Genomic DNA, 21,723 nt, shown 5'->3' on the forward strand with positions numbered 1-21,723 from the left:
ACAGAATGATTGAATATTATTTAAAAGAAAATACGATATCTAAAATCTAAAAATGCCTCTCAGTAATGAGAGGCATTTTTTTAAACCGTATGATGATGATGACCTAACTCATGCTTTAAATCAGCAATCGCTTCAATACGTTTTTGAATCAACATTTCACCGATATCAGGACCTTGAATATCTGAGGGTAAATCCGATGCTTTAATCGTGCGTACAGTTTTCATTGCATCTAATAGGTAATGCGCTTGTGGGTATTCGCGATTTTCTAAACCTAAACGGCCTTTAGCATCACATTCACAGGCTTGTGCAAAAGCTTCAACACGCTCAGGACGACGTAGCACATCTAAACGCTGTAATAAACGCCATAAGGTGCCTGGTTTTAAGGTAAAAGCCTGATGACATTTTAAATGTTCTTTACATACTGCTAGAGCAAGCTGTTTCGTTTGAGTGGGCACACGTAAACGATCACATACATCTGTGACAGGTTGAATCCCACGTTCTTCATGCATGATATGACGAGGTAATTCATCCTTCGGTGTTAAAGCTTTGCCCAAGTCATGTACCAATACGGCAAAACGAACATCTAAAGAATAATTGGCTTTACATGCTTGTTGTAAAGACATCAGTGTATGAATACCGCAATCAATCTCAGGATGATATTCAGGTCGTTGTGGAACGCCAAACAGGGCATCTATTTCAGGAAAGAGCACTTTTAATGCACCACACTCACGTAACACTTCAAAGTAAACATCGGCATGACGTTCCATTAAAGCACGAGAGGTTTCTTTCCAAACACGTTCAGGTGTCAGTGCTTCTAATTCGCCAGATTCAGCCAGTTGACGCATCAATGCAAGTGTTTCATCGGCAATACGAAAACCATATTGTGCATAACGAGCAGCAAAACGAGCCACACGCAGTACGCGTAACGGATCTTCTGCAAAAGCGTCTGAAACGTGACGTAGGATTTTATGCGCTAAATCATCTTGTCCATGATAAGGATCATACACTTGACCTGCTTCATCCATCGCAATGGCATTGATGGTTAAGTCACGACGAATTAAATCCTCTTCTAAGGTGACATCTGGATCGGTAAAAAACTCAAATCCATGATAACCGTGTCCTGATTTACGCTCAGTACGGGCTAGGGCATATTCTTCTTTTGTTTTGGGATGTAAAAACACAGGGAAATCTTTCCCAACGGGTTGATAACCTTGGGCAAGAAGTTGCTCTGGCGTAGCGCCAACAACAACATAATCCTTTTCGTGATAGGGATGACCGAGTAAATGATCTCTAACGGCACCGCCTACTAAATAAACTTGCATGAAAAAACCTCTATTCTTACTGCCATCATGCAACAGAATAGAGGTTTTCTCAAGTACAGAACTTGAGTGATTGACTAAAGTTCTGCGGTATTGATGTTAAATTGACTTCAAGCTTAGCCTTCAGCTTGTTGAATCTCTGCAACGGTTAAAGCTGTCATATTAACCAAACGACGTGTTGTCGCTGTAGGTGTTAAAATATGCACAGGTTTAGCAGCACCAAGCAAGATAGGACCAATAGTCACATTATTGCCTGATGTTGATTTTAACAAGTTGAATGAAATATTTGCCGCATCAAGATTTGGCATAATCAACAAGTTCGCTGAACCTTTGAAGCGTGAATTTGGGAATGCAAAATGACGAATATTTTCATCAAGTGCAGCATCTGCATGCATTTCACCATCTACTTCTAATTCAGGTGCGATTTCAGTCAAAATTTCAAATACTTTACGCATTTTTTGTGCACTTGGATCATTTTGATCTGAACCAAAGCTAGAATGCGAAAGTAATGCAACTTTTGGCGTCATACCAAAACGACGAACTTCTTCAGCCGCTAAAATAGTCATTTCAGCCAGCTGTTCAGCAGTCGGGTTGGTATTTACATAAGTATCAGCCATAAAGATATTGCGATCTTCAAGCATCAATGCATTAAGCGTAAAGAAGTTATTACGACCTTCTTTTAAACCAATCACATTTCTCACAAAGTCTAAATGGATATCATAACTTGCATAAGTACCGCATAGCATACCATCTGCAAGACCATGACGAACCAACATTGCTGCAATCAAGGTAGAACGACGACGTGTTTCACGTTGTGCATACTCAGGCGTTACACCTTTACGTTGCATCAAGTTGTAATAGTCATCTGCAAACTTATCGTAATCAGGATTCTTTTCTTGATCTACGATGGTAATATTTACACCATGTTCAAGACGTAAACCTAATTTCTTGATATTCGCTTCAATGACTGCAGTACGGCCAACCAGAATAGGTTGTGCCAAACCTTCATCAACTGCGATTTGAATCGCACGTAATACACGAAGATCTTCACCTTCCGCATAAGCAATACGTTTAGGCGCTGTTTTCGCTTGTGCAAAAATTGGTTTCATCATCAATGCTGAATTATAAACAAATTCAGATAGACGTTGACGATAAGCCGAGAAATCCGCAATTGGGCGACTTGCAACACCTGAATCCATTGCAGCTTGTGCAACAGCAGGAGCAATTTCAAGAATTAAGCGTTGATCAAGTGGACGTGGAATTAAGTAATCACGACCAAATGATGCAGATTTTTCACCATAAGATGCGGCATCCGCTTCAACATGTGCCATACGTGCAATTGCATGTACACAAGCAATTTTCATTTCTTCATTAATCGTCGTAGCGCCAACATCTAGCGCACCACGGAAGATATAAGGGAAGCAAAGCGCATTGTTTACTTGGTTCGGATAATCTGAACGACCAGTTGCCATGATTACATCTGGACGTACTTCATGCGCATGTTCAGGTAAAATCTCTGGATCTGGGTTTGCCAATGCAAAGATGATTGGATCAGCCGCCATAACTTTAACCATTTCTTTGGTTAAAATGCCTGCCGCAGAAAGGCCAAGGAACATATCTGCATCTGCAATCACATCTGCAAGTTGAGTACCCTCAATATCTTGCACATAACGTTTTTTAGACTCATCCAACCCTTCACGTTTAGTGGTCAATAAACCACGTGAGTCAGCAACCACGATATTTTCTTTTTTAGCACCAATTGCACACAACAAGTCTAAACAAGAAAGTGCCGCAGCACCTGCACCTGAAGCAACAATTTTGATTTCGTCAATTTTTTTGCCATTCAATTGCAAAGCATTGAGAAGGGCTGAACCTACGATAATTGAGGTACCGTGTTGGTCATCATGGAACACAGGGATTTTCATGCGTTCACGAAGCTTTTGCTCAATATAAAAACACTCTGGTGCTTTAATATCTTCGAGGTTAATACCACCAAAAGTAGGTTCTAAAGCCGCAACGATATCCACAATTTTGTCAGGATCATTTTCAGCAATTTCAATATCAAAAACGTCTACACCAGCAAACTTTTTAAATAATACGCCTTTGCCTTCCATTACAGGCTTAGATGCTAATGGACCAATATTACCTAGACCTAAAACGGCTGTACCATTACTGACCACTGCAACCAAGTTGCCACGAGCAGTATAAAGCGCTGCTTTTGAAGGGTCTTTTTCAATTTCTAAACAAGGCGCTGCCACACCTGGTGAGTAAGCAAGCGCAAGGTCATGTTGATTGACAAGTTGCTTACTTGGCGTAACGCTAATTTTTCCTGGTGTTGGAAATTCGTGATAGTAAAGGGCTTGCTGTTTTAAAGATTGATCATCCATCTGAATCTCGATTATTACATGTTCCAGCGAGGCTGGTGGTTTGACTAAATTTCATCGAATATAACATTTGTTGAGCGATACCGACAGTCAAAAAATAGTTATTTCAAACAAAGTAATAGATATAAAGTCTAAAAAAATTAACAAATCTTTATAAGTTTATGCTGTTCCAAATATTTTGTGCTGTCGGCAGATGACAATGCTTTGGAAAAGTAAAAGCCTTGTAAAATATAACAACCGTGTTTTTGTAAAAATAATGCTTGTTCTTTAGTTTCAACGCCTTCAGCGACCAAGGTAATGCCGATTGCATTGCCCATAGCAATAATTGCATTGACGATTGCTTCATCTTTTTCTTGGCCAATTTTTGAAATAAAAGCACGATCTATTTTTAAGATATCAAAAGGGTAACTGGTTAGATAAGCTAAAGATGAGTAGCCTGTTCCAAAATCATCCAAAGAAATCGAAATATGGCGATCTTTTAATTGTTGTAGGAGAAAATTAACTTCTTCTGATTTATCAAACAAAGAAGATTCAGTCAGTTCTAGTTCAAGCATATCACCTGAAATATTATATTTTTTAAGGGCGTAGTCGATATCTTTGACTAACTGTCCGCGGTAAATTTGTTGTGCAACAATATTAATCGATACCCTAAAATGATCAAAACCAAGGGATTGCCACTGCTGTATTTGCTTACAGGTTTCATGCAATACAATTAAACCAATATCTGAAATGAGGCTGGTTTCTTCGGCAAGCGGGATAAAAATGTCTGGCAAGATATAACCCAAAGTTGGATGTTGCCAACGGACTAATGCTTCAAAACCATAAATACGTTGAGTTTTAACACAGATTTTAGGTTGATAATGTACGGTCAGTTCTTTGTGCTTTATGGCTTTTCTTAATTCGTTTTCTAAGTTGATCCCTTGATTGAGCAACGGCGTTTTTTTGTTTGAATAAAAATATACGGTATTTCCACCTAAACGCTTGGCTTCGTGTAATGCTGATTCTGCATGACCATTGAGACTGTCGAGCTGTAAGCCATGCTCTGGATATAGCGCAACGCCAATAGAAATGGTGATGGTTTGTTCTTGTTCTTTAACATCAAAAGGTTGTTTAAAGGCATCTAAAATATGTTGTGTATGTTGATGAATATTGATGTTATTGCTACTTAAATTATAGATCACTGCAAAATCATCATTATTTAAATAAGCGATCAAAGAAGCATTTGGACAACATAATCTTAATCTGTGCGCGACTTGTTTTAATAATTCATCACCTTCTTTATGGCTCATAAATTCATTGAATAATTTAAAACGGTCAATGTTGATACGTAAAACCGCAAAATTTTTAAATGAATCAGAATAGTGAATTAAATAATTATGCAGTTGTTGTTTGAAATAAAAGCGATTTGGCAAATCGGTAAGGATGTCATAATGTTCTAAATACGAAAGTCGTTGTTCTTGTTTTTTGCGATCAGTTAAATCGGTAATAATGCCGACATAGTTGGAAAATTTATTTTTTTCATCATAAATTGCATTGATGTGTACCCAGAGTGCAAGTTTTTTCCCAGAAGTAAAATCAATCTGTAATTCAGACTCAAATTCTCCTTTTTGAATTAAACTTTGAGTAATCACATTATACATTTGTTGGGTACGAGAATTATTGTTGATCGTGATATCAAATAGATGATTTCCAACGATATTGTGTTGTTTGTAATCTAAGAGTTTTTCAAAATAAGGGTTTACTTCTAAGTAGCATAAATTATTATCTAAAATGAAAACACCTTCAGCCACTTGTGCTAATACATTTGCGGCGAGTTTTAGCTTTTCTTGGTCAGTCTTTTCTTTTTGAATGTCACGTTGGATGCCCACCATTCTGAGCGGTTTGTTATTGGTATTCTTAGAAACCACTTTGCCAATGTCTTGAATCCAGCACCATTGACCATCTCGTTTAACACGGTAGATTGCCTCAAAGCGCTCAGTTTTGCCTTTGAGATGTTGTTTCAGGATGGTTTTATAATTGACAATATCATCAGGATGAACATATTCATCTACGCTATTGTGTTTTAAATTGAGTTGTTTGAATTCTGCACCGCTTTTTGAGTCGGAAATCTCAAAAGTTCTTTTTTCAATATTCCAGACCCAAGAGTGAATACCCGCTGTTTCATGGGCAAAAGCTAAATTGGCTTGATGATTTTCTAAGCGGTCATTCATCTGTTTAAAATCGAAAATTCGTTCTTTTACTTTTTGTTCTAATAAATGATTATGTAACTGCAATTCACTTTTCATGACCTGTGTTTTTGAGATCTCATTTTTGAGTTGTATTTCTAAGCCTTTATAATTTGCAAGTTGTTCTTGTGATTGCTTAAATAAAAACTTATTTTTCAGGTCTAATATTTCAGAATTAATATAAATTTTATGTGAAGCATAAGTGCTAAAGAATAATAAAGAGAACCAAACAATGAAAATGGTGCTATAGATTTCATTGGTATTTTGAGGGAAAAGCAGAGGGAGCGTGAGCACCGGAATCGCAGAAGGCACAAATAAAGCAATAAAATAACTAAATCTTTGGTTGAGAAAATTCATTGCTAAAACATATGAAAAACTCAGCAAAAAGCTAGATAACAGAAATGAAAAAAATGGGTCAACCACATTTGGCATCATCATAAATTCTAAATTGATGATATAAACGCCAATCCCAAATAAGCTTCCTAAGATCAAACAAGAAAACTGAAAGAAAAGATCAATATTTTTAAATACTTGAACTTTATTTTGTTGTAACAGATAGGTAGAAGAAAAAAATCCCGATAATATAAATAAAACAGTCAGAATAAACCAACCGCTTAATAATTCAGAGGAGGTCTTAAATAAGTAAAGATAAATTAAAGCGTCACAGATACACGTAAAAAATACCCAAATAAAAAATATCCGGATATCTTTGGTTATCTTTCTGATGTTCGACGAATTCACATCATATGAAAGAAGCTCTTCCTGAACATCATTCATTAGCGCTTGCACCTCTGCTATTTTTAGAATGTGTAGGTTTAACGGAGCAACTATTTAAAAATTTGCTAATTAATAGTTTCTTTGGAATTAAAATACTGTGAAATCATCCAATTTGCAATTATTTTACATGACATACATCACTTTTTAAAGCTTTGATAATTCAAAATTGATAATGCAACTACAGGTGCTGTTTCAGTTCTTAAAATACGATCACCGATGCACCAATTTTTAAATCCATATTGGTTGGCCTGATCAATTTCAGCTTCATTTAAACCACCTTCAGGGCCAATTAAAAGGGCAATATCTGGGCTTATGTCTTTCAGTACATCTGTCTGCTCTTTTTCAGGCGCAAGAACAAATTTACTCTGCGGTAATTCAGTTTTGATCCATTCATTTAGACTTAATGGCGCTAAAATCTGCGGAACAAGATTCATACCACACTGTTCACAAGCTGCAATCGCTATACCTTGCCAATGATCTAATTTTTTTTGATCTCGATCATATTTTAAACGCATTTCACAACGTTCTGATGTGAGCAGTTGAATTTGAGCTACGCCTAATTCCACAGCTTTTTGAATCGCATAATCCATACGATCGCCCTTACTCATGACTTGTCCAAGTAGCGCTGTAAAAGCAGGGGTACGATTATCTGGATTAAATAAATTGACTAAAACAGAAGCAGATTTTTTAGCGACTGCTGTTAAAGTCACGTCATATTCACCCCCTTGTCCATTGAACAAGGTGGCTTTTTCACCCACTTGTGCACGCAATACTTTGACCCAATGATGAAATACTGTTTCAGTGAGTTCAACCGTAGTTTCGACAGCTAAATCAGTTTCAATATAAAAACGGGGCATGCAGTATTACTCACAAGTTGATGATGCAATTTTGATTTAAGCTAAACCGAGATCAAGTACCAATTGGCGGTTTGGCTCAGTATGATTCATGCTATAGAAGTGCAAACTTGGTGCACCTCCTGCAATAAGGCGTTCACACAGTTTGATCACAACTTCATGTCCAAAAGCTTTGATACTTGCAGTGTCATCACCATAGGTCGCAAGTTGCTTACGAATCCAGCGTGGAATTTCTGCACCTGTCCCATCTGCAAAGCGGATTAAATTGCTGGCATTGGTAATTGGCATAATTCCTGGCGCAACAGGAATATCAATTCCTTGTTTTTGGATACGCTCTACAAAATAGAAATAGGCATCTGGATTAAAGAAAAATTGAGTGATGGCTGCATTTGCACCTGCTTTGACTTTTTCTGCAAAATGCTTAATGTCTGCATCAAAGTTGTCAGCTTGTGGGTGCATTTCAGGATATGCCGCAACTTCAATTTTAAAATGATCACCGGAGTGTTCACGAATAAAACGGACCAAATCAGTTGCATAAGGCAGTTCACCTAGGCCAACTTGACCAGAAGGTAAATCACCTCGAAGCGCAACAATACGATCAATCCCTTGAGCTTTATAGATATCGAGTAATTCAGCAATACGTACTTTGTCATCACCAATACATGAAAGGTGAGGGGCAACAGGTGTACCTTTACCATTAAAGTCAGCAATTGCGGCTAATGTACGTTCACGCGTCGAACCACCAGCCCCATAAGTAATCGAGAAAAACTCTGGATTTAAAAGCTGTAATTCTTGATGAACAAGCTTAAGTTTTTCCGCCCCTGCATCAGTTTTGGTCGGGAAAAACTCAAACGAAATTGGAACACGTTTGGTCATGGTTAAATCCTTTTTTATTCATACTTTTTTAATTTGTTTTAGCCTCTCCGAAGTCCTTTCCTAAAAGGAGAGGACTTCGCCTTTATATTCATTAATCAGTGAATGAATATTGCTTCTCCCTAAGGAAGAAAGCGAAGAAGAGGGGGTTAAAACTTAGTACTTATAAGCCTCAGATTTAAATGGACCTTCAACTGCAACGCCCAAGTAATCTGCTTGAACTTGAGTCAATTGCGTCAATACACCACCAAAACCAACTACCATTGCAGCAGCAACTTCTTCATCTAATTTCTTAGGAATCAGTTCAACACGGATCTGTGCTGCTTTTTGATCTTCTGGAAGATCAGCAAATTTTTCTGCGAATAAGTGCATTTGACCTAATACTTGGTTCGCAAAAGAACCATCCATCACGCGTGAAGGGTGACCTGTTGCATTACCAAGGTTAACCAAACGACCTTCTGAAAGAAGAATCAGGTAATCATTTTCATTTTCTGTACGATACACTTGGTGTACTTGAGGCTTAACTTCAACCCACTTGTAACCACGTAAATAGTTCGTATCGATTTCAGTATCAAAGTGTCCGATATTACACACCACTGAACCTGCTTTTAATGTATCTAACATTGCAGAATCACATACGTGGTAGTTACCTGTTGTTGTAACGATCAAATCAGTATTTTGAAGAAGGTCTAGGTTAATGTCTTCTTTTTTACCTGTTTGTACACCATTTTTATATGGAGAAACGACTTCATAACCGTCCATACATGCTTGCATTGCACAGATTGGGTCAATTTCAGTTACACGTACAATCATACCTTCTTGGCGAAGTGATTGAGCAGAACCTTTACCAACATCACCATAACCAATTACTAGCGCACGACGACCAGATAACAACATATCTGTACCGCGTTTGATGGCGTCATTTAATGAATGACGGCAGCCATATTTATTGTCGTTTTTAGATTTTGTGATTGAATCATTCACGTTAATTGCAGGAACTTTTAAAGTACCATCACGGAACATTTCGTTTAGACGTTGAACACCCGTAGTCGTTTCTTCTGTAATACCATGAATTTTAGCAATAAGTTCAGGATATTTTTCATGAACAACAGCAGTTAAATCACCACCATCATCAAGAATCATGTTGGCATCCCAAGGTGTGCCATTAACATTGATTTGTTGTTCAAGACACCACATGTATTCTTCTTCAGTTTCACCTTTCCAAGCGAATACTGGAACACCAGATGCTGCAATTGCTGCTGCTGCATGGTCTTGAGTTGAGAAGATGTTACATGAAGTCCAACGTACTTCTGCGCCTAATTCAACCAGTGTTTCAATTAAAACAGCAGTTTGAATGGTCATATGAATACAACCCAGAATTTTTGCGCCAGCAAGAGGTTTTGCTGCTGAATAACGTTTACGTAAGCCCATCAACGCTGGCATTTCTGCTTCAGCAAGTTTGATTTCTTTACGACCGTAGTCAGCGAGGGAAATATCTGCAACTTTATAATCTGTAAATGAAGCATTAACCGCGTTCATCACGATCTCCTTTATATTAAAAAAATATTGATCATTCAGTTCGCGGATGCCGTTGTTGATCAGCACGGAGGTCTGACCGAATCGTCGAGCCTAGCGATTTCACATTTATGTGCCTGTGAAAAAGTCGCAGCATCCCTCGACTGGCGACTATTGTACCTAGATTTTAATAGAGTTCAAATGTAGTTGGTTAATATTCAACTAAAAGATAGAATTGTTTTTGAATCGCTAAGCTATGCAAAAATATGATCAGTATTTACTGATATATAAACAGAAATAAAATCAAGATGATGCATTTAAGCGTTTGCCAAGTGATAGAGCTGTGCCACGATGATTGCAGTATTTGTGATTATGCTGCGTGCTTTGCTTTTTTTATCTCTGGGTTTTTTGGTTTAAAAAAGTGAATATAGGGGAGATTAAATTGATGGATATTGTAAAAATAATCGATCAGCATAGCTTTGCATTGCGACAAGCCATTGAGCAGGCTTCTCTTGAACAGCGGAAAAGTTTGGTGAAAGCTGTTTTTGCTTTTTATGAAAAATTACCGAACTTTCAATCTGCTATTGAACAAAATTATCAAATTAAAATTGATAAAAAACAATTGTTCCAGGATATTGATCAAGAGAATTTAATTGATTATCAAAAGCGAATTCGACAATCAAATGCTTCCGTAGATGAATATGCCGATGATTATGAGGAATTAGCGGCCATTGATGTGATTTCTTTGGATGCCTTTTTCTTAATGGTATCAAATCAAAACAAAAGTCAGCATTTAGTGGCTTTGTTTAATGCGATGATTGAAGTACTGGATTATTATGAGAATTTTTCAGAAAACTCAATCTATTGGAATGAAGTTTTAGAAAAAGAAATTCTTTTACAAGAGCAGATTATCAAACAAATTGCTACACATATTATTTTTGATGAATCCATTTATTGTGTGCATTATCAAACAATAGAATTTCCTGATTTGGATTAACTGATTTGGATTAAAGAGAATGAAAAAAATCGTATTGATCACATCGATTCTGACAGCGACATCAGCTTTCGCCAATGATTCTACAGGTTATGTGGGAACAGGGGGAATTGAGTACCTTAAAAATAAAAATATTGCCATGCAAGGTGAAGACTTATTTATTAGTAAAAAATTAATTAAGGTCGATTATCAATTTAAAAACCTCAGTAATCAGGATATTACTGAAACTGTTTTGTTCCCTTTACCACGAGTTGATAATGCTTTTGAATCCGATTTTGCCCACACTGAGGATTTATTAAAAAGTTTTAAAATTCAGGTTAATGGAAAAGCGGTTCAACCGACAATGCATGTGCAGACATTTATACAAAGAGATGAAAAGTCTAAAGCGATTGATGTCACTGAGTTATTTAAACAGTGTGGCTTTTCACAAACTGAAATGTTAAATCCTTGGAATCGCAAAAGTGATGAATATGGGGTATTTGAAAAGAAACTGAAAGGCTGTTCAAACCCTAAAGTAAAAAGCATTTTGCCTAAAAATCCAGATGAAGTCATCAACTGGTCATCACAAGTGGTTTATAGCTGGAAGCAAACTTTTAAAGCCAATTCAATTACACAGGTAAAACATCAATATAAACCTTTAGTGGGTGGTTCGGTTGCACTATATCCAGATGAATATAATCAACAATTTTGTATGGATAGTAATTTTAAGAAAGGCTTGAAAAAAGCACAGTCGGAACATTCGCCTTTTAATGCACTGAGTTATATTTTGACTACTGGGGCAAATTGGGCAAAACCGATTGAAAACTTTAAATTGACCATTGAACGAGATCCGGGAGAGTTGGTATCGTTTTGTTGGAAAGGTAAAGTCAATAAAATTAGCCCGACACAATTCCAAATGGTTGAGAAAAACTTTGTACCTAAACAAGATTTAGATGTAATTTTTGTGCATTTAGGTAATTAAATAAGTGAATCAAATTAAAGCCCATTTTATATGGGCTTTAATTTATAAATTATTCACCGAAGTGTCTTCAGCTGACTTGGCTTTTTCAGCCCAAAAATCAGCTTTTTCTTCATCAACCTCAACGCCCATCCCGTGTTCATAAATACAAACAAGATCACGCATGGCTTGAACTTCACCCAGTTTTGCTGCCTGCTCAACCAGCTCTACTGATTTCAGTAGATCTTTTTCAACCACATCACCACGGCGATAGAAATTGGATAACTCTAAAATCGCAGCCGGATGTTGATGTTTGGCCGCTTGCTCTAACCAGCGATGGGCATGTTCAAAATAAGCTTTGGCTTCTTTAGGATCTTCTTCAAGGATATCTTTTGCATAATAAGCATAGCCTTCACCTAACCAATACATGGCTTCAACATGGCCTAATTGTGCTGCTTTGAGTGCCCATTCTTCTGCAAGTTGATTGTTATCTTCATCTTCACTTTGCATATATATTTCAGCAAGTTCAAATTGTGCAGCTGGATTGCCCATTGCAGCACGATTGAGTAACTCTGAAGGGATTGAAAGTGGTTTAGACATAAAAATACCAATACAAGGCAATAAATTTGATAGAAAAAAAGCCAATCCGCAGATTGGCTTATGATTATAACTGATTTTTGTGAAACAGTTTAAATGAGTAGCATCACACTTGTGATTAAGCTGATACCCACACAAAAGCTGGCAGCCAATTTCATTTTTAAACTGTAATAGCTTAATAACACCCCAACAAATAATGCTGAAAAGGTCAGTACTCCAACCCAAATGCTGAGCATGCTGCTCAGCTGCCCTGACATGACACAAATGATCAGTGAAATCAGCAGTAAAGCCCAACCAGAAATAGAAGCAAGTTGGGTTTGTTTGGGGCTTAGTTCATGTCCATAGATCTGTTTTTGATGCTTTGACATTGCGCTGGCAAGCGCGATAAAAGCCAAGCTAGACAAAGACCAAACCAGTAAGAAGAAAATCACGCTGAAATCTCCTTATTTGAAGGTACATTTCTGGCTTTTTTGACAGGAAGCCCTTTATGTTTTTTAACTTTATAAAATGAGTAGAAAAACAAAATCGCAAGCGACCATGTCATTAAATCAAAAGACGCAATCATCCATTGGTCATTGGCAATGCTGTTCCAAAGTGCTTGACCACCCGTGATAAAATTGACAATAGGCAATAGGGCAAAAGCAGCACCAGAGAACAATAGAAGTTCTAGCCAAGCTTGGCGATGTGGGCGAAGCGCTGCATAAATTAACGTAGCTAACCATACAATAAAGAAGGCTCTAATTTCCCAATTTAAACGTGTTTCTATTTCAAATGGAATGAAACGATTGGCGTAGAAGTAGGCTGCACATGCAATAGGTAATCCAATCACAGCAGCAATATTCATCACTTCAACGAAACGATAACCAAATGATTTATAGCCTTGTTTTTGTTGTTGCGGTGCACGTTTGACGCACCATAAGATCAGCCCCGTTGCAACCATTAAGGTGCCCATTACACCAGAGAAGAACAATAACCAGCGGAAGGTTAAATCAAGACCACGCGCTTCATGCAATACAGTCACCACATTGTATATCCCCATTGGGATAGAGGCATTGTTTGCTTGAGCCGCTTCACTGATGTCTTTGCCAGTCACGCCATCGAATTTTAAAATGGGGTAAACACCACGCTGAACCACACTTTTCGCATATAAAGCGCGAAGTTCAATGGTCGCATTGGATGTATTTGGCGCAATGATTTGAATAGAAGCAATCGGATTTTCTTTCCACTGCGCTTGTGCAGTGGTAATAAGTGGGGTTAAGTCGGTGAGTGGCGCAGGATGACCAACATCTTGTTGATGTTTTTTGCCTCTTTCGCCTCGCGAGCGTTGTTCATTTTGACCTTGAGTTTGACTTGTATTTGCAGATCCAGTACGGTTTTCAACATTTCTATTGCGAGCATTATTTTGCTGAACTGCACCGCCACGCATCTCTTGGAAAAACTCTTGTCGATCTTTATAGACTTGATTGATTCCCCAAGGCATAAACATAAACATCAGTAATAACAAACCACTGAAGGTGATCATGATATGAAAAGGGAGGGCAAAAACAGCTGTGGCATTATGTGCATCTAACCAAGAGCGTTGGCCTTTACCTGAACGGAACGTAAAGAAATCTTTAAAAATTTTTTTATGGGTAATAATGCCGCTGATAATTGCCACAAACATCAGCATCGTGGCTAAACCGACGATCCAACGTGCCCAAATACGATCAAATCCATACAGTTCAAAGTGAAAGCGATATAGAAAACCACCACCACGGGTGTCTCGTGCTTCAATAACTTGTCCAGTTGCACTGTCTATGGTGATTCTTTCCCCACCACGACGCGCTTGTAGATCTTCACCTTGTTTACGAATATTTAATTCAGTTGTGGTCTGTCTAGAATTGGGCAATTGAATCGTCCAACTACCAGCATCAGGATAGTTCTTTTGTAGATAATCTAAGGCAACTTGGGTTTGCTGTACTTGAGAATCACTTGGAACGGATTGATGTATTTCTGGTTTCATCCAAGCCGTTATTTCAGACTGAAAGAAACTCAATGTTCCTGTCAAAAAAATTGCATAGAGTAACCAACCAAGAATTAAGCTTGCCCATGTATGTAACCATGACATGGATTGGCGTGGACCTTCAACTTTTGCATCTACGCGCATCTTAATTCCCCATCATTTTATAAATGACAAATAAAATGATACTTGGAAGAAGTATGCCTAAGCTGGCTTTTAATGTCTTATTGACCATAAAAACCCAAATGAATGCAGCGCAGTGAATACAGAAAGCAAGTAGCGTTGCACTCATCGCAGCCGCGGCACGATAATCAGCAAATGTTTTTGCAATCACTATAGCGGACAAAGACGCAAGCAGATAACCACCAAGAATTGCTAGAGCAAAACGGTAAGCAATCATGACGCGATATTGTATGAGAGAGGGTGCGGATTTAGCTCGTGTTGATACAGTCGGAGTTGAAACTGATGCGTTTAGTACATCGAGTTCAGTCTGGCTATTCATAGGCAATCAAATACGGAAAGGTTAAAAATTAAGTAAATAATAACAATTATCATTTACTTTTTAAATACAAAAGTTAAATTTGATTAAAATAAAGCACTGGATTTATTTCAATTTTTATGTACAGGCTTGGTTACAAGTTTATCCAGAATAATTGAAAAAATTTATATAATTTTAGATGGTTACACGATTTTATCGTGACTATATTTTTGAGCATGTGCCTTCGAACATAAAGCATACAGCGTATTTGGATATTTATTTATATCTTGTAGTGACATCTTCGAAAACAATAATATGGAAATTAAATAATGTTTATTCACGCTGAAGACGCGAAACGATTGGCAGCCAATTCAAACTTAAATATAGAGCTATATAAAGGTCGTTTGGCTCAAATGATTGAAGAGAATGCCAAGCAGGGCAATACTGCTGTTTTTACAGTTTTGCCTAAACATCTAGCTTTAGAGGATATTCGTGGACTTTCTTCTGAGTTAAGCCAATTGGGATATCACATCCGCTTTGAAGTGGATGAGTTTTTTATAGTTTTAATGTGTTTTGGAATTAACTCGGCAATATAGGCCATAGTTTTGAGCATGGCCTATATTGAAGAATTAGCAGGTATTGCTTGTTTATGATTCTTTTTGATATTCATTGATGACTTCGAGCGCGGCACGAAATGCTTCTTGGGTTGTGGGTGCGCCACAGTAAGGTAGGCTGTGTAGTAACACTTCCTGAATTTCTTCAACTGTTGCACCATTATTCAATGCACCACGAATATGACCTTTTAGTTCGGTTGGGCTTTTTTGTGCAACTAAAAATGCAATGGTAATCAAAGAGCGGTATTTACGTGGTAAAACACCCTCACGTTGCCAAGTTGAACCCCATGCATGCTCATTGATCCAGTCTTGCAAAGGTCTTGTAAAAGCAACAGTGTTGTCTTGAGCGCGTTTTACAAAACTTTCCCCCATTACTTCTGTACGGACTTTTAAGCCATTTTCATAATCTTGTTGAGACATCGTCTTTTTTCCTCAGCTGTTATATTTTTAACACTATACCGAAATAGGCAAATAACCCATTGGCAATATGTCTATGTTAAAAACCAGCGATGGTGAATCGCTGTTTATGGTTAAGGTTTTATATTGCCTTATCTGTTAAATGGCATTTACCAAATCGAGTTAAGTTGAGTGAAGATGAGGATTTTCTAATACCAACACCTGCTCTAATTTTTCATCAAAAATATCTGTGAGCATACTGTCATAACGAAGTGCATTATATTGGGTTAATTTTGTGGCTAAATCATCGCTGATTAAGCCACGAGTGACTGCATCCTGTATGCGCTCTTCAAATGTTAGCCCTTGATATTCACCTTTAGATTCTGCTTTTTTAAAGCTGTTCCAATCGTCTTCAACAGTTGTGAGTAGATTGAAGGTGGCTTCCATTCGTCCAAAAGCATCATTCGGATCAACAGTATAATAAACCTGCGTTTTTAAATAATCTCGGAACGGGTTATCTTGCATGAGCAGTTCCGCTGCTTCACTCTTTTGACGATCGCTCGGTTTCTTGATTGGTCGACCAAATGGGAAACAAACAAATTTAACCAGACTTGATGCAATTTGAATCGGAAAATTATCAAATAAGCCATAAAATGCTTCTTGGGCATCATAAAGCGTTTCGTCTAATGCAAGTTTGGCATGTACCTGTTCTTGCGAGGATCTCTGACCATTTTCATAAAATTTGAGAATGGCTGTCGCAATAAACATTTTGGAGTGAATGTCAGCTAATCGCCCTGAGAGCATTTCTTTACGTTTAATATCACCGGCTAACAGTCCAAGACACATATCTGCGGTTAGGGCGAAGTCAGTACTGAATCGATTGATGATTTTATAATAAGGTTGAGTAAAAGCATCTGATGAGTCAGGTCGTTGACTACTTGCCCCAAACCATCCATAAGTAAACGCACGCGCGCCACGGTTTAAGGTGTAGCCTAAATGTTGATATAACATGGTGTTAAATGTATTTAAGGCAGAGGCTTTATCTTCGGCCTGTAACAGTTGTAATTCCTCAAATAAATAAGGATGGCAACGCATTGAACCTTGACCAAAGATCATTAACGAACGGCTTAAGATATTTGCCCCTTCAACTGTTATCGAGATCGGAATAGCTTGATACATATTGGCAAGAAAGTTACGCGGACCTTGTTGAATACCACGACCTCCTGTGATGTCCATACCATGATTGACGATTTTTCGCATCGTTTCAGTGGCATAGTATTTTGCCATCGCGGTCATAACAGCAGGTTTGCCACCTTGACTTAAACCACAAGTGACTAAATAGCGGAAAGCTTCCAGCATATAAGTATGGCTGACGATGTCACTGCTAACTTCTTGCACCCCTTCAAATTTACCTACCGATAATTTAAATTGTTGACGAATTTTAGCGAATGCACCTACAGATAAATACGTCATTTCACCTGCGGCTGTAGACAGTGCAGGAAGTGAAATACCACGTCCAACAGCCAGACATTCCATCAGCATACGCCAGCCATTCCCGGCATTTTTTGCGCCACCAATAATCCAGTCAATTGGAATAAAGACGTTCTTACCTTCAACTGTACCATTCATAAAAGGAGAACCACCCGGATGGTGCCTTGGTCCAACCTCTACGCCTGCATGAGAGGCGGGTATAAGTGCACAGGTAATGCCATACTCAGTTTTAGTTTTATCTCCCAATAAGCCATCTGGGTCATACAGTTTGAAGGCGAGACCAACTACCGTTGCGACGGGCGCTAGGGTAATCCAGCGTTTTGAGAAATTCATCTTTAAGCCAAGCACTTGTTGACCTTCGAACTCTCCATAACAAACCACGCCAGTGTCAGGAATCGCCCCAGCATCAGAACCCGCTTCAGGACTGGTGAGTCCAAAGCAGGGAATTTCTTCGCCCTTGGCTAAGCCGGGTAAATAACGATTTTTTTGTTCGTCTGTACCATAATTCAGTAAGAGCTCACCCGGTCCTAATGAGTTAGGCACCATACAGGTCACAGCCGTTGTTAAAGAGCGTGAGGCAATTTTGCTCATAATGCGACTTTGTGCAAAAGAGCTAAATTCACGACCACCATAAGTTTTAGGGATGATGAGTCCAAAAAAGCCATTGTCTTTAATAAATTGCCATGTCTCTACGTTAAGGTCTTTATTTTGATGAATTTCCCATTCATCTAGCAACTGACAGAGTTGTTCAACCTCATGATCTAAAAAAGATTGCTCTTCATTACTAAGCGTCGGGTAGGGATAATTGTTAAATTTTTCCCAATCTGGCGCCCCCATAAATAATTCTTTTTCCCACCAACTGGTACCCGCATCCAATGCTTCACGTTCAGTGGTACTCATGCTTGGCATTGCATTGGCTAATGTTTTATAGGCCGGTTTAGTCAAAACTTGCATTCGCAGTGGTTCAATCAGTAACACTAAACTGATGAGAATAAGCGGAAGACCAAGGATGAGAGACCATGGGCTGATCACTGCACTCAGAATTGCAATGACAATCGTAGTAATACTTCCGACTGTTCGATGAAGTGCAAAAAAGAAAACGGCCCAGAGTGAGATGATTTGAATAAGTATTGCGATGAGTAATAGCATTAACATATTACCTCTACAGTTTTAATATTAATTTTGGGATCGGAAATACATCATTGAAGCTTATTCTTTCATCAAAGATGTGATGAAAAATTAAACATGTAATTTATTAATAACGATTTTTTGACTTACTATTCAAGGTAAAAGTATTGTTGTTTTGTGAGTATAAGTTAACCAAAGCATATTTATTGTCATATCGTGACCAGAGCATTAGGGGGTAAATAATTTTCCTTTCATTTGCTTATTCATTTTTTAGGCCGACTTGAATGATTTAAAATTTAAACAGTATTTAGCTGATTTTTGCTTGTGCTGTTTGGCTTGTTTTATGTCACTGAAGCGCGTCGATGTATTTTCAATGGCTTTCAATTTGCTGCTCAGTCTGTAAGAATCAGCAAGATAAAATTTTTAATGATTAAAACAATACAGCACAAGACGGCATGGATTGTTGTTGCTCTTGGTCGGAATGGCTATTTTTACAAGAAAATGCTTAATTTTTGTGCAAATATTGATATTAATGCAATATTTGTGATGTACCATTTTTTTACGAAATGTCGTTATCACAGATCTTACGTTGACTGTAATACCAGGAAGGCTGATACTCTTGGGGTTAAATTTAAGCAAGTCGGTTCGTAAGGGCTGGGTCACAAGCTCGGTTCTCAAAACACAATTTAAAGCAAGGGGCTATATATGGCTGGTGGAAAGTCAACAATCATTTACACACTGACTGACGAGGCGCCATTGTTGGCGACTTATTCGCTACTGCCGATCATTGAGACCTTTACTAAGCCAGCTGGCGTAGAGATTGTCAAAACTGATATTTCTGTAGCTGCTCGTGTTCTTGCAGAATTCGCGGAATACTTAAGCGATGAACAGAAAGTATCTGACAACCTTGCGCATTTAGGGCGTCTTACTCAAGATCCAGACACTAACATTATCAAACTCCCAAATATCAGTGCATCTGTTGCTCAGTTGAGCGCATGTATTAAGGAACTTCAGTCAAAGGGTTATGCAATCCCAGACTATCCTGAAAATCCAACAACTGAAGAAGAAAAAGCAATTAAGGTACGTTATAGCAAGTGCCTTGGTTCTGCGGTGAATCCAGTGTTACGTGAAGGTAACTCTGACCGTCGTGCACCTGCAGCAGTGAAAAACTATGCGAAGAAACATCCACATTCAATGAGCGAATGGAAACAGTGGTCACAAACACATGTTTCGCATATGGATGAGGGCGATTTCTACCACGGTGAAAAGTCAATGACACTTGACCGTGCGCGTAACGTAAAAATGGAACTGATCACCAAAAATGGTGAGAGCATTGTGCTTAAGCCAAAAGTTGCATTACTTGATGGCGAAATCATCGATTCAATGTTTATGAGCAAGAAAGCGCTTTGCGATTTCTATGAGAAAGAACTTGATGATTGCCGTGAAGCAGGCATTTTATTTTCGTTGCATGTAAAAGCAACCATGATGAAAGTTTCACACCCGATCGTGTTCGGTCACTGTGTAAAAATTTACTATAAAGAAGCATTTGAAAAGCACGCTAAGTTATTTGATGAGTTAGGTATTAACGTCAATAACGGTATGGCTGGTCTTTACGAGAAGATTGCAACTTTACCAACATCATTACGTGAAGAGATCATTGAAGATCTTCATGCTTGCCAAGAACACCGTCCTGCACTTGCAATGGTGGATTCAGCGAAAGGCATTACCAACTTCCATTCACCAAATGATGTGATTGTGGATGCATCTATGCCTGCGATGATTCGTGGCGGTGGTAAAATGTGGGGTGCTGATGGTAAGCAGTATGATTGTAAAGCTGTTATGCCAGAGTCAACATTCGCACGTATTTACCAAGAAATGATTAATTTCTGTAAGTGGAATGGTAACTTTGACCCACGTACTATGGGTACTGTGCCAAACGTTGGTTTGATGGCGCAAAAAGCTGAAGAATACGGTTCACATGACAAAACTTTTGAGATCACTGAAGCGGGTGTTGCAAACATCACAGATCTTGAAACTGGTGAAGTGTTGATGTCACAAAACGTTGAGGAAGGCGATATCTGGCGTATGTGTCAGGTGAAAGACGCACCGATTCGTGACTGGGTAAAACTTGCGGTAACGCGTGCGCGTAACTCAGGTATGCCTGCAATCTTCTGGCTTGACCCATACCGTCCGCATGAAAATGAATTGATCAAGAAAGTACAAAAATACTTGAAAGATCATGATACCGCGGGTCTTGATATCCAAATCATGTCACAAGTGCGTGCAATGCGTTATACGCTTGAACGTGTTGCTCGTGGTTTAGATACAATTTCAGTGACTGGTAACATTTTACGCGATTACTTAACTGACTTGTTCCCAATCATGGAATTGGGTACTTCTGCGAAAATGTTGTCTATCGTTCCGTTAATGGCGGGCGGTGGTATGTACGAAACAGGTGCGGGTGGTTCAGCGCCTAAACATGTACAACAACTTGTAGAAGAAAACCACTTGCGTTGGGATTCTCTTGGTGAATTCTTGGCCTTGGCTGTTTCTTTAGAAGAGCTAGGTATCAAAGAAGACAATGCACGTGCTAAGTTGTTGGCGAAAACATTGGATCAAGCAACTGGTCAATTGTTGGATAACGACAAGTCACCATCACGCCGTACAGGTGAGCTTGACAACCGTGGTAGCCATTTCTACCTTGCGAAGTTCTGGGCTGAAGCACTTGCTGCACAAAATGACGATGCTGAATTAAAAGCGAAGTTTGCACCACTTGCAAAAGCATTGGATGAGAACGAAGACAAAATCCTTGCTGAGCTTGCTGCTGTTCAAGGTAAGCCAGCGGATATCGGTGGTTACTATGCAGTTGATACAGCTAAGGTTGAAGCTGTAATGCGTCCAAGTGCGACGCTTAACGCTACGCTTGCAACTGTTTAAGTTTTAAATGCTATAAACCAACGATCTTGTTGGTGAGAAAAGCCGATGCATACGCATCGGCTTTTTTATTGATGGCGTAAATCTTTGTTTAAGTTATTTATTTGCAAGTTTACGCATGAATCAATTTAAATGATGAGGGGGCGATTGGTTTTAATTGGTCTTGAGTTTTTTAGTTATAAAATAAAAATGCCCAATGAATTTCATT

The 21,723-nt window shown here is 38.5% G+C and carries 15 protein-coding genes and 1 pseudogene; 4 read left to right on the forward strand and 12 right to left on the reverse strand.

What is annotated here, in order from left to right; genetic code table 11:
- Positions 1 to 80: 80 nt before the first annotated feature.
- The 6 genes from PYV58_RS06040 to ahcY all read right to left on the reverse strand — a co-directional run bounded on the left by PYV58_RS06040 (position 81) and on the right by ahcY (position 9,971).
- Entirely contained in the window at positions 81 to 1,322 is a 1,242-nt protein-coding gene (locus PYV58_RS06040; protein ID WP_034616196.1) for a multifunctional CCA addition/repair protein, read from the reverse strand.
- A 113-nt stretch (positions 1,323 to 1,435) separates the two neighbouring features.
- Positions 1,436 to 3,706, reverse strand: a complete 2,271-nt coding sequence (locus tag PYV58_RS06045) for an NADP-dependent malic enzyme (protein WP_004717035.1) — start codon at positions 3,704 to 3,706, stop codon at positions 1,436 to 1,438.
- A 137-nt stretch (positions 3,707 to 3,843) separates the two neighbouring features.
- The gene (locus PYV58_RS06050; protein WP_034616202.1) at positions 3,844 to 6,705 is read right to left on the reverse strand and encodes an EAL domain-containing protein; all 2,862 of its coding nucleotides are present in this window, start codon (positions 6,703 to 6,705) and stop codon (positions 3,844 to 3,846) included.
- Between the two features lie 137 nt (positions 6,706 to 6,842).
- Entirely contained in the window at positions 6,843 to 7,562 is a 720-nt protein-coding gene (locus PYV58_RS06055; protein ID WP_034616205.1) for a 16S rRNA (uracil(1498)-N(3))-methyltransferase, read from the reverse strand.
- 36 nt (positions 7,563 to 7,598) lie between these two features.
- Positions 7,599 to 8,435, reverse strand: a complete 837-nt coding sequence (metF, locus tag PYV58_RS06060; protein WP_034616209.1) for a methylenetetrahydrofolate reductase [NAD(P)H] — start codon at positions 8,433 to 8,435, stop codon at positions 7,599 to 7,601.
- Between the two features lie 153 nt (positions 8,436 to 8,588).
- Positions 8,589 to 9,971 (reverse strand): adenosylhomocysteinase, encoded by a 1,383-nt coding sequence (ahcY, locus tag PYV58_RS06065; protein WP_004823092.1) that lies wholly within the window; start codon positions 9,969 to 9,971, stop codon positions 8,589 to 8,591.
- Between the two features lie 421 nt (positions 9,972 to 10,392).
- On the opposite strand from ahcY, the gene PYV58_RS06070 reads away from it, so the two are divergent.
- Positions 10,393 to 10,944, forward strand: coding sequence for a hypothetical protein (locus PYV58_RS06070; RefSeq protein WP_034616213.1), 552 nt, complete (start codon positions 10,393 to 10,395; stop codon positions 10,942 to 10,944).
- Between the two features lie 19 nt (positions 10,945 to 10,963).
- Entirely contained in the window at positions 10,964 to 11,902 is a 939-nt protein-coding gene (locus tag PYV58_RS06075) for a DUF4424 family protein (protein WP_034616216.1), read from the forward strand.
- 42 nt (positions 11,903 to 11,944) lie between these two features.
- Here PYV58_RS06075 and PYV58_RS06080 read toward each other — a convergent pair whose 3' ends face one another.
- The 4 genes from PYV58_RS06080 to PYV58_RS06095 all read right to left on the reverse strand — a co-directional run bounded on the left by PYV58_RS06080 (position 11,945) and on the right by PYV58_RS06095 (position 14,976).
- Positions 11,945 to 12,478: a tetratricopeptide repeat protein gene (locus PYV58_RS06080; protein ID WP_034616218.1), complete on the reverse strand. Its 534-nt coding sequence runs from the start codon at positions 12,476 to 12,478 to the stop codon at positions 11,945 to 11,947.
- A gap of 89 nt (positions 12,479 to 12,567) precedes the next feature.
- Complete coding sequence (locus PYV58_RS06085; protein ID WP_034616221.1) at positions 12,568 to 12,906, reverse strand: DUF3325 domain-containing protein; 339 nt, start codon at positions 12,904 to 12,906, stop codon at positions 12,568 to 12,570.
- On the reverse strand, positions 12,903 to 14,621 hold the full coding sequence (locus tag PYV58_RS06090) for a PepSY-associated TM helix domain-containing protein (protein ID WP_034616224.1): 1,719 nt from the start codon (positions 14,619 to 14,621) through the stop codon (positions 12,903 to 12,905). The genes PYV58_RS06085 and PYV58_RS06090 overlap by 4 nt, the downstream gene beginning before the upstream one ends.
- Position 14,622: 1 nt before the next feature.
- Positions 14,623 to 14,976: a hypothetical protein gene (locus PYV58_RS06095; RefSeq protein ID WP_034616227.1), complete on the reverse strand. Its 354-nt coding sequence runs from the start codon at positions 14,974 to 14,976 to the stop codon at positions 14,623 to 14,625.
- Between the two features lie 305 nt (positions 14,977 to 15,281).
- Here PYV58_RS06095 and PYV58_RS06100 point away from each other — a divergent pair.
- A pseudogene (locus tag PYV58_RS06100) lies at positions 15,282 to 15,535 on the forward strand (hypothetical protein).
- Positions 15,536 to 15,599: 64 nt separating this feature from the next.
- Here the strand turns inward: PYV58_RS06100 and PYV58_RS06105 are convergent.
- Positions 15,600 to 15,986 carry a carboxymuconolactone decarboxylase family protein gene (locus PYV58_RS06105; protein ID WP_004823072.1) on the reverse strand — a complete coding sequence of 129 codons (387 nt, stop codon included), beginning with the start codon at positions 15,984 to 15,986 and terminating at the stop codon, positions 15,600 to 15,602.
- Between the two features lie 159 nt (positions 15,987 to 16,145).
- Positions 16,146 to 18,602, reverse strand: coding sequence for an acyl-CoA dehydrogenase (locus PYV58_RS06110; protein ID WP_034616230.1), 2,457 nt, complete (start codon positions 18,600 to 18,602; stop codon positions 16,146 to 16,148).
- A gap of 684 nt (positions 18,603 to 19,286) precedes the next feature.
- Between PYV58_RS06110 and PYV58_RS06115 the strand changes: the two genes are divergently transcribed.
- The gene (locus PYV58_RS06115) at positions 19,287 to 21,518 is read left to right on the forward strand and encodes an NADP-dependent isocitrate dehydrogenase (RefSeq protein WP_004823068.1); all 2,232 of its coding nucleotides are present in this window, start codon (positions 19,287 to 19,289) and stop codon (positions 21,516 to 21,518) included.
- The last annotated feature ends 205 nt before the right edge of the window (positions 21,519 to 21,723 follow it).

The sequence above is a fragment of the Acinetobacter sp. TAC-1 genome, assembly GCF_029025845.1.
Classification (GTDB): Bacteria; Pseudomonadota; Gammaproteobacteria; order Pseudomonadales; family Moraxellaceae; genus Acinetobacter; species Acinetobacter guillouiae.

Excerpts from the sequence above, each read along its gene's own strand:
- PYV58_RS06055 (WP_034616205.1), bottom strand. The coding sequence starts at position 7,562 with ATGCCCCGTTTTTATATTGAAACTGATTTAGCTGTCGAAACTACGGTT.
- PYV58_RS06050 (WP_034616202.1), bottom strand. The coding sequence starts at position 6,705 with ATGAATGATGTTCAGGAAGAGCTTCTTTCATATGATGTGAATTCGTCG.
- PYV58_RS06070 (WP_034616213.1), top strand. The coding sequence starts at position 10,393 with ATGGATATTGTAAAAATAATCGATCAGCATAGCTTTGCATTGCGACAA.
- PYV58_RS06040 (WP_034616196.1), bottom strand. The coding sequence starts at position 1,322 with ATGCAAGTTTATTTAGTAGGCGGTGCCGTTAGAGATCATTTACTCGGT.
- metF (WP_034616209.1), bottom strand. The coding sequence starts at position 8,435 with ATGACCAAACGTGTTCCAATTTCGTTTGAGTTTTTCCCGACCAAAACT.
- PYV58_RS06105 (WP_004823072.1), bottom strand. The coding sequence starts at position 15,986 with ATGTCTCAACAAGATTATGAAAATGGCTTAAAAGTCCGTACAGAAGTA.
- PYV58_RS06080 (WP_034616218.1), bottom strand. The coding sequence starts at position 12,478 with ATGTCTAAACCACTTTCAATCCCTTCAGAGTTACTCAATCGTGCTGCA.
- ahcY (WP_004823092.1), bottom strand. The coding sequence starts at position 9,971 with ATGAACGCGGTTAATGCTTCATTTACAGATTATAAAGTTGCAGATATT.
- PYV58_RS06115 (WP_004823068.1), top strand. The coding sequence starts at position 19,287 with ATGGCTGGTGGAAAGTCAACAATCATTTACACACTGACTGACGAGGCG.
- PYV58_RS06090 (WP_034616224.1), bottom strand. The coding sequence starts at position 14,621 with ATGCGCGTAGATGCAAAAGTTGAAGGTCCACGCCAATCCATGTCATGG.
- PYV58_RS06095 (WP_034616227.1), bottom strand. The coding sequence starts at position 14,976 with ATGAATAGCCAGACTGAACTCGATGTACTAAACGCATCAGTTTCAACT.
- PYV58_RS06075 (WP_034616216.1), top strand. The coding sequence starts at position 10,964 with ATGAAAAAAATCGTATTGATCACATCGATTCTGACAGCGACATCAGCT.
- PYV58_RS06110 (WP_034616230.1), bottom strand. The coding sequence starts at position 18,602 with ATGCTATTACTCATCGCAATACTTATTCAAATCATCTCACTCTGGGCC.
- PYV58_RS06045 (WP_004717035.1), bottom strand. The coding sequence starts at position 3,706 with ATGGATGATCAATCTTTAAAACAGCAAGCCCTTTACTATCACGAATTT.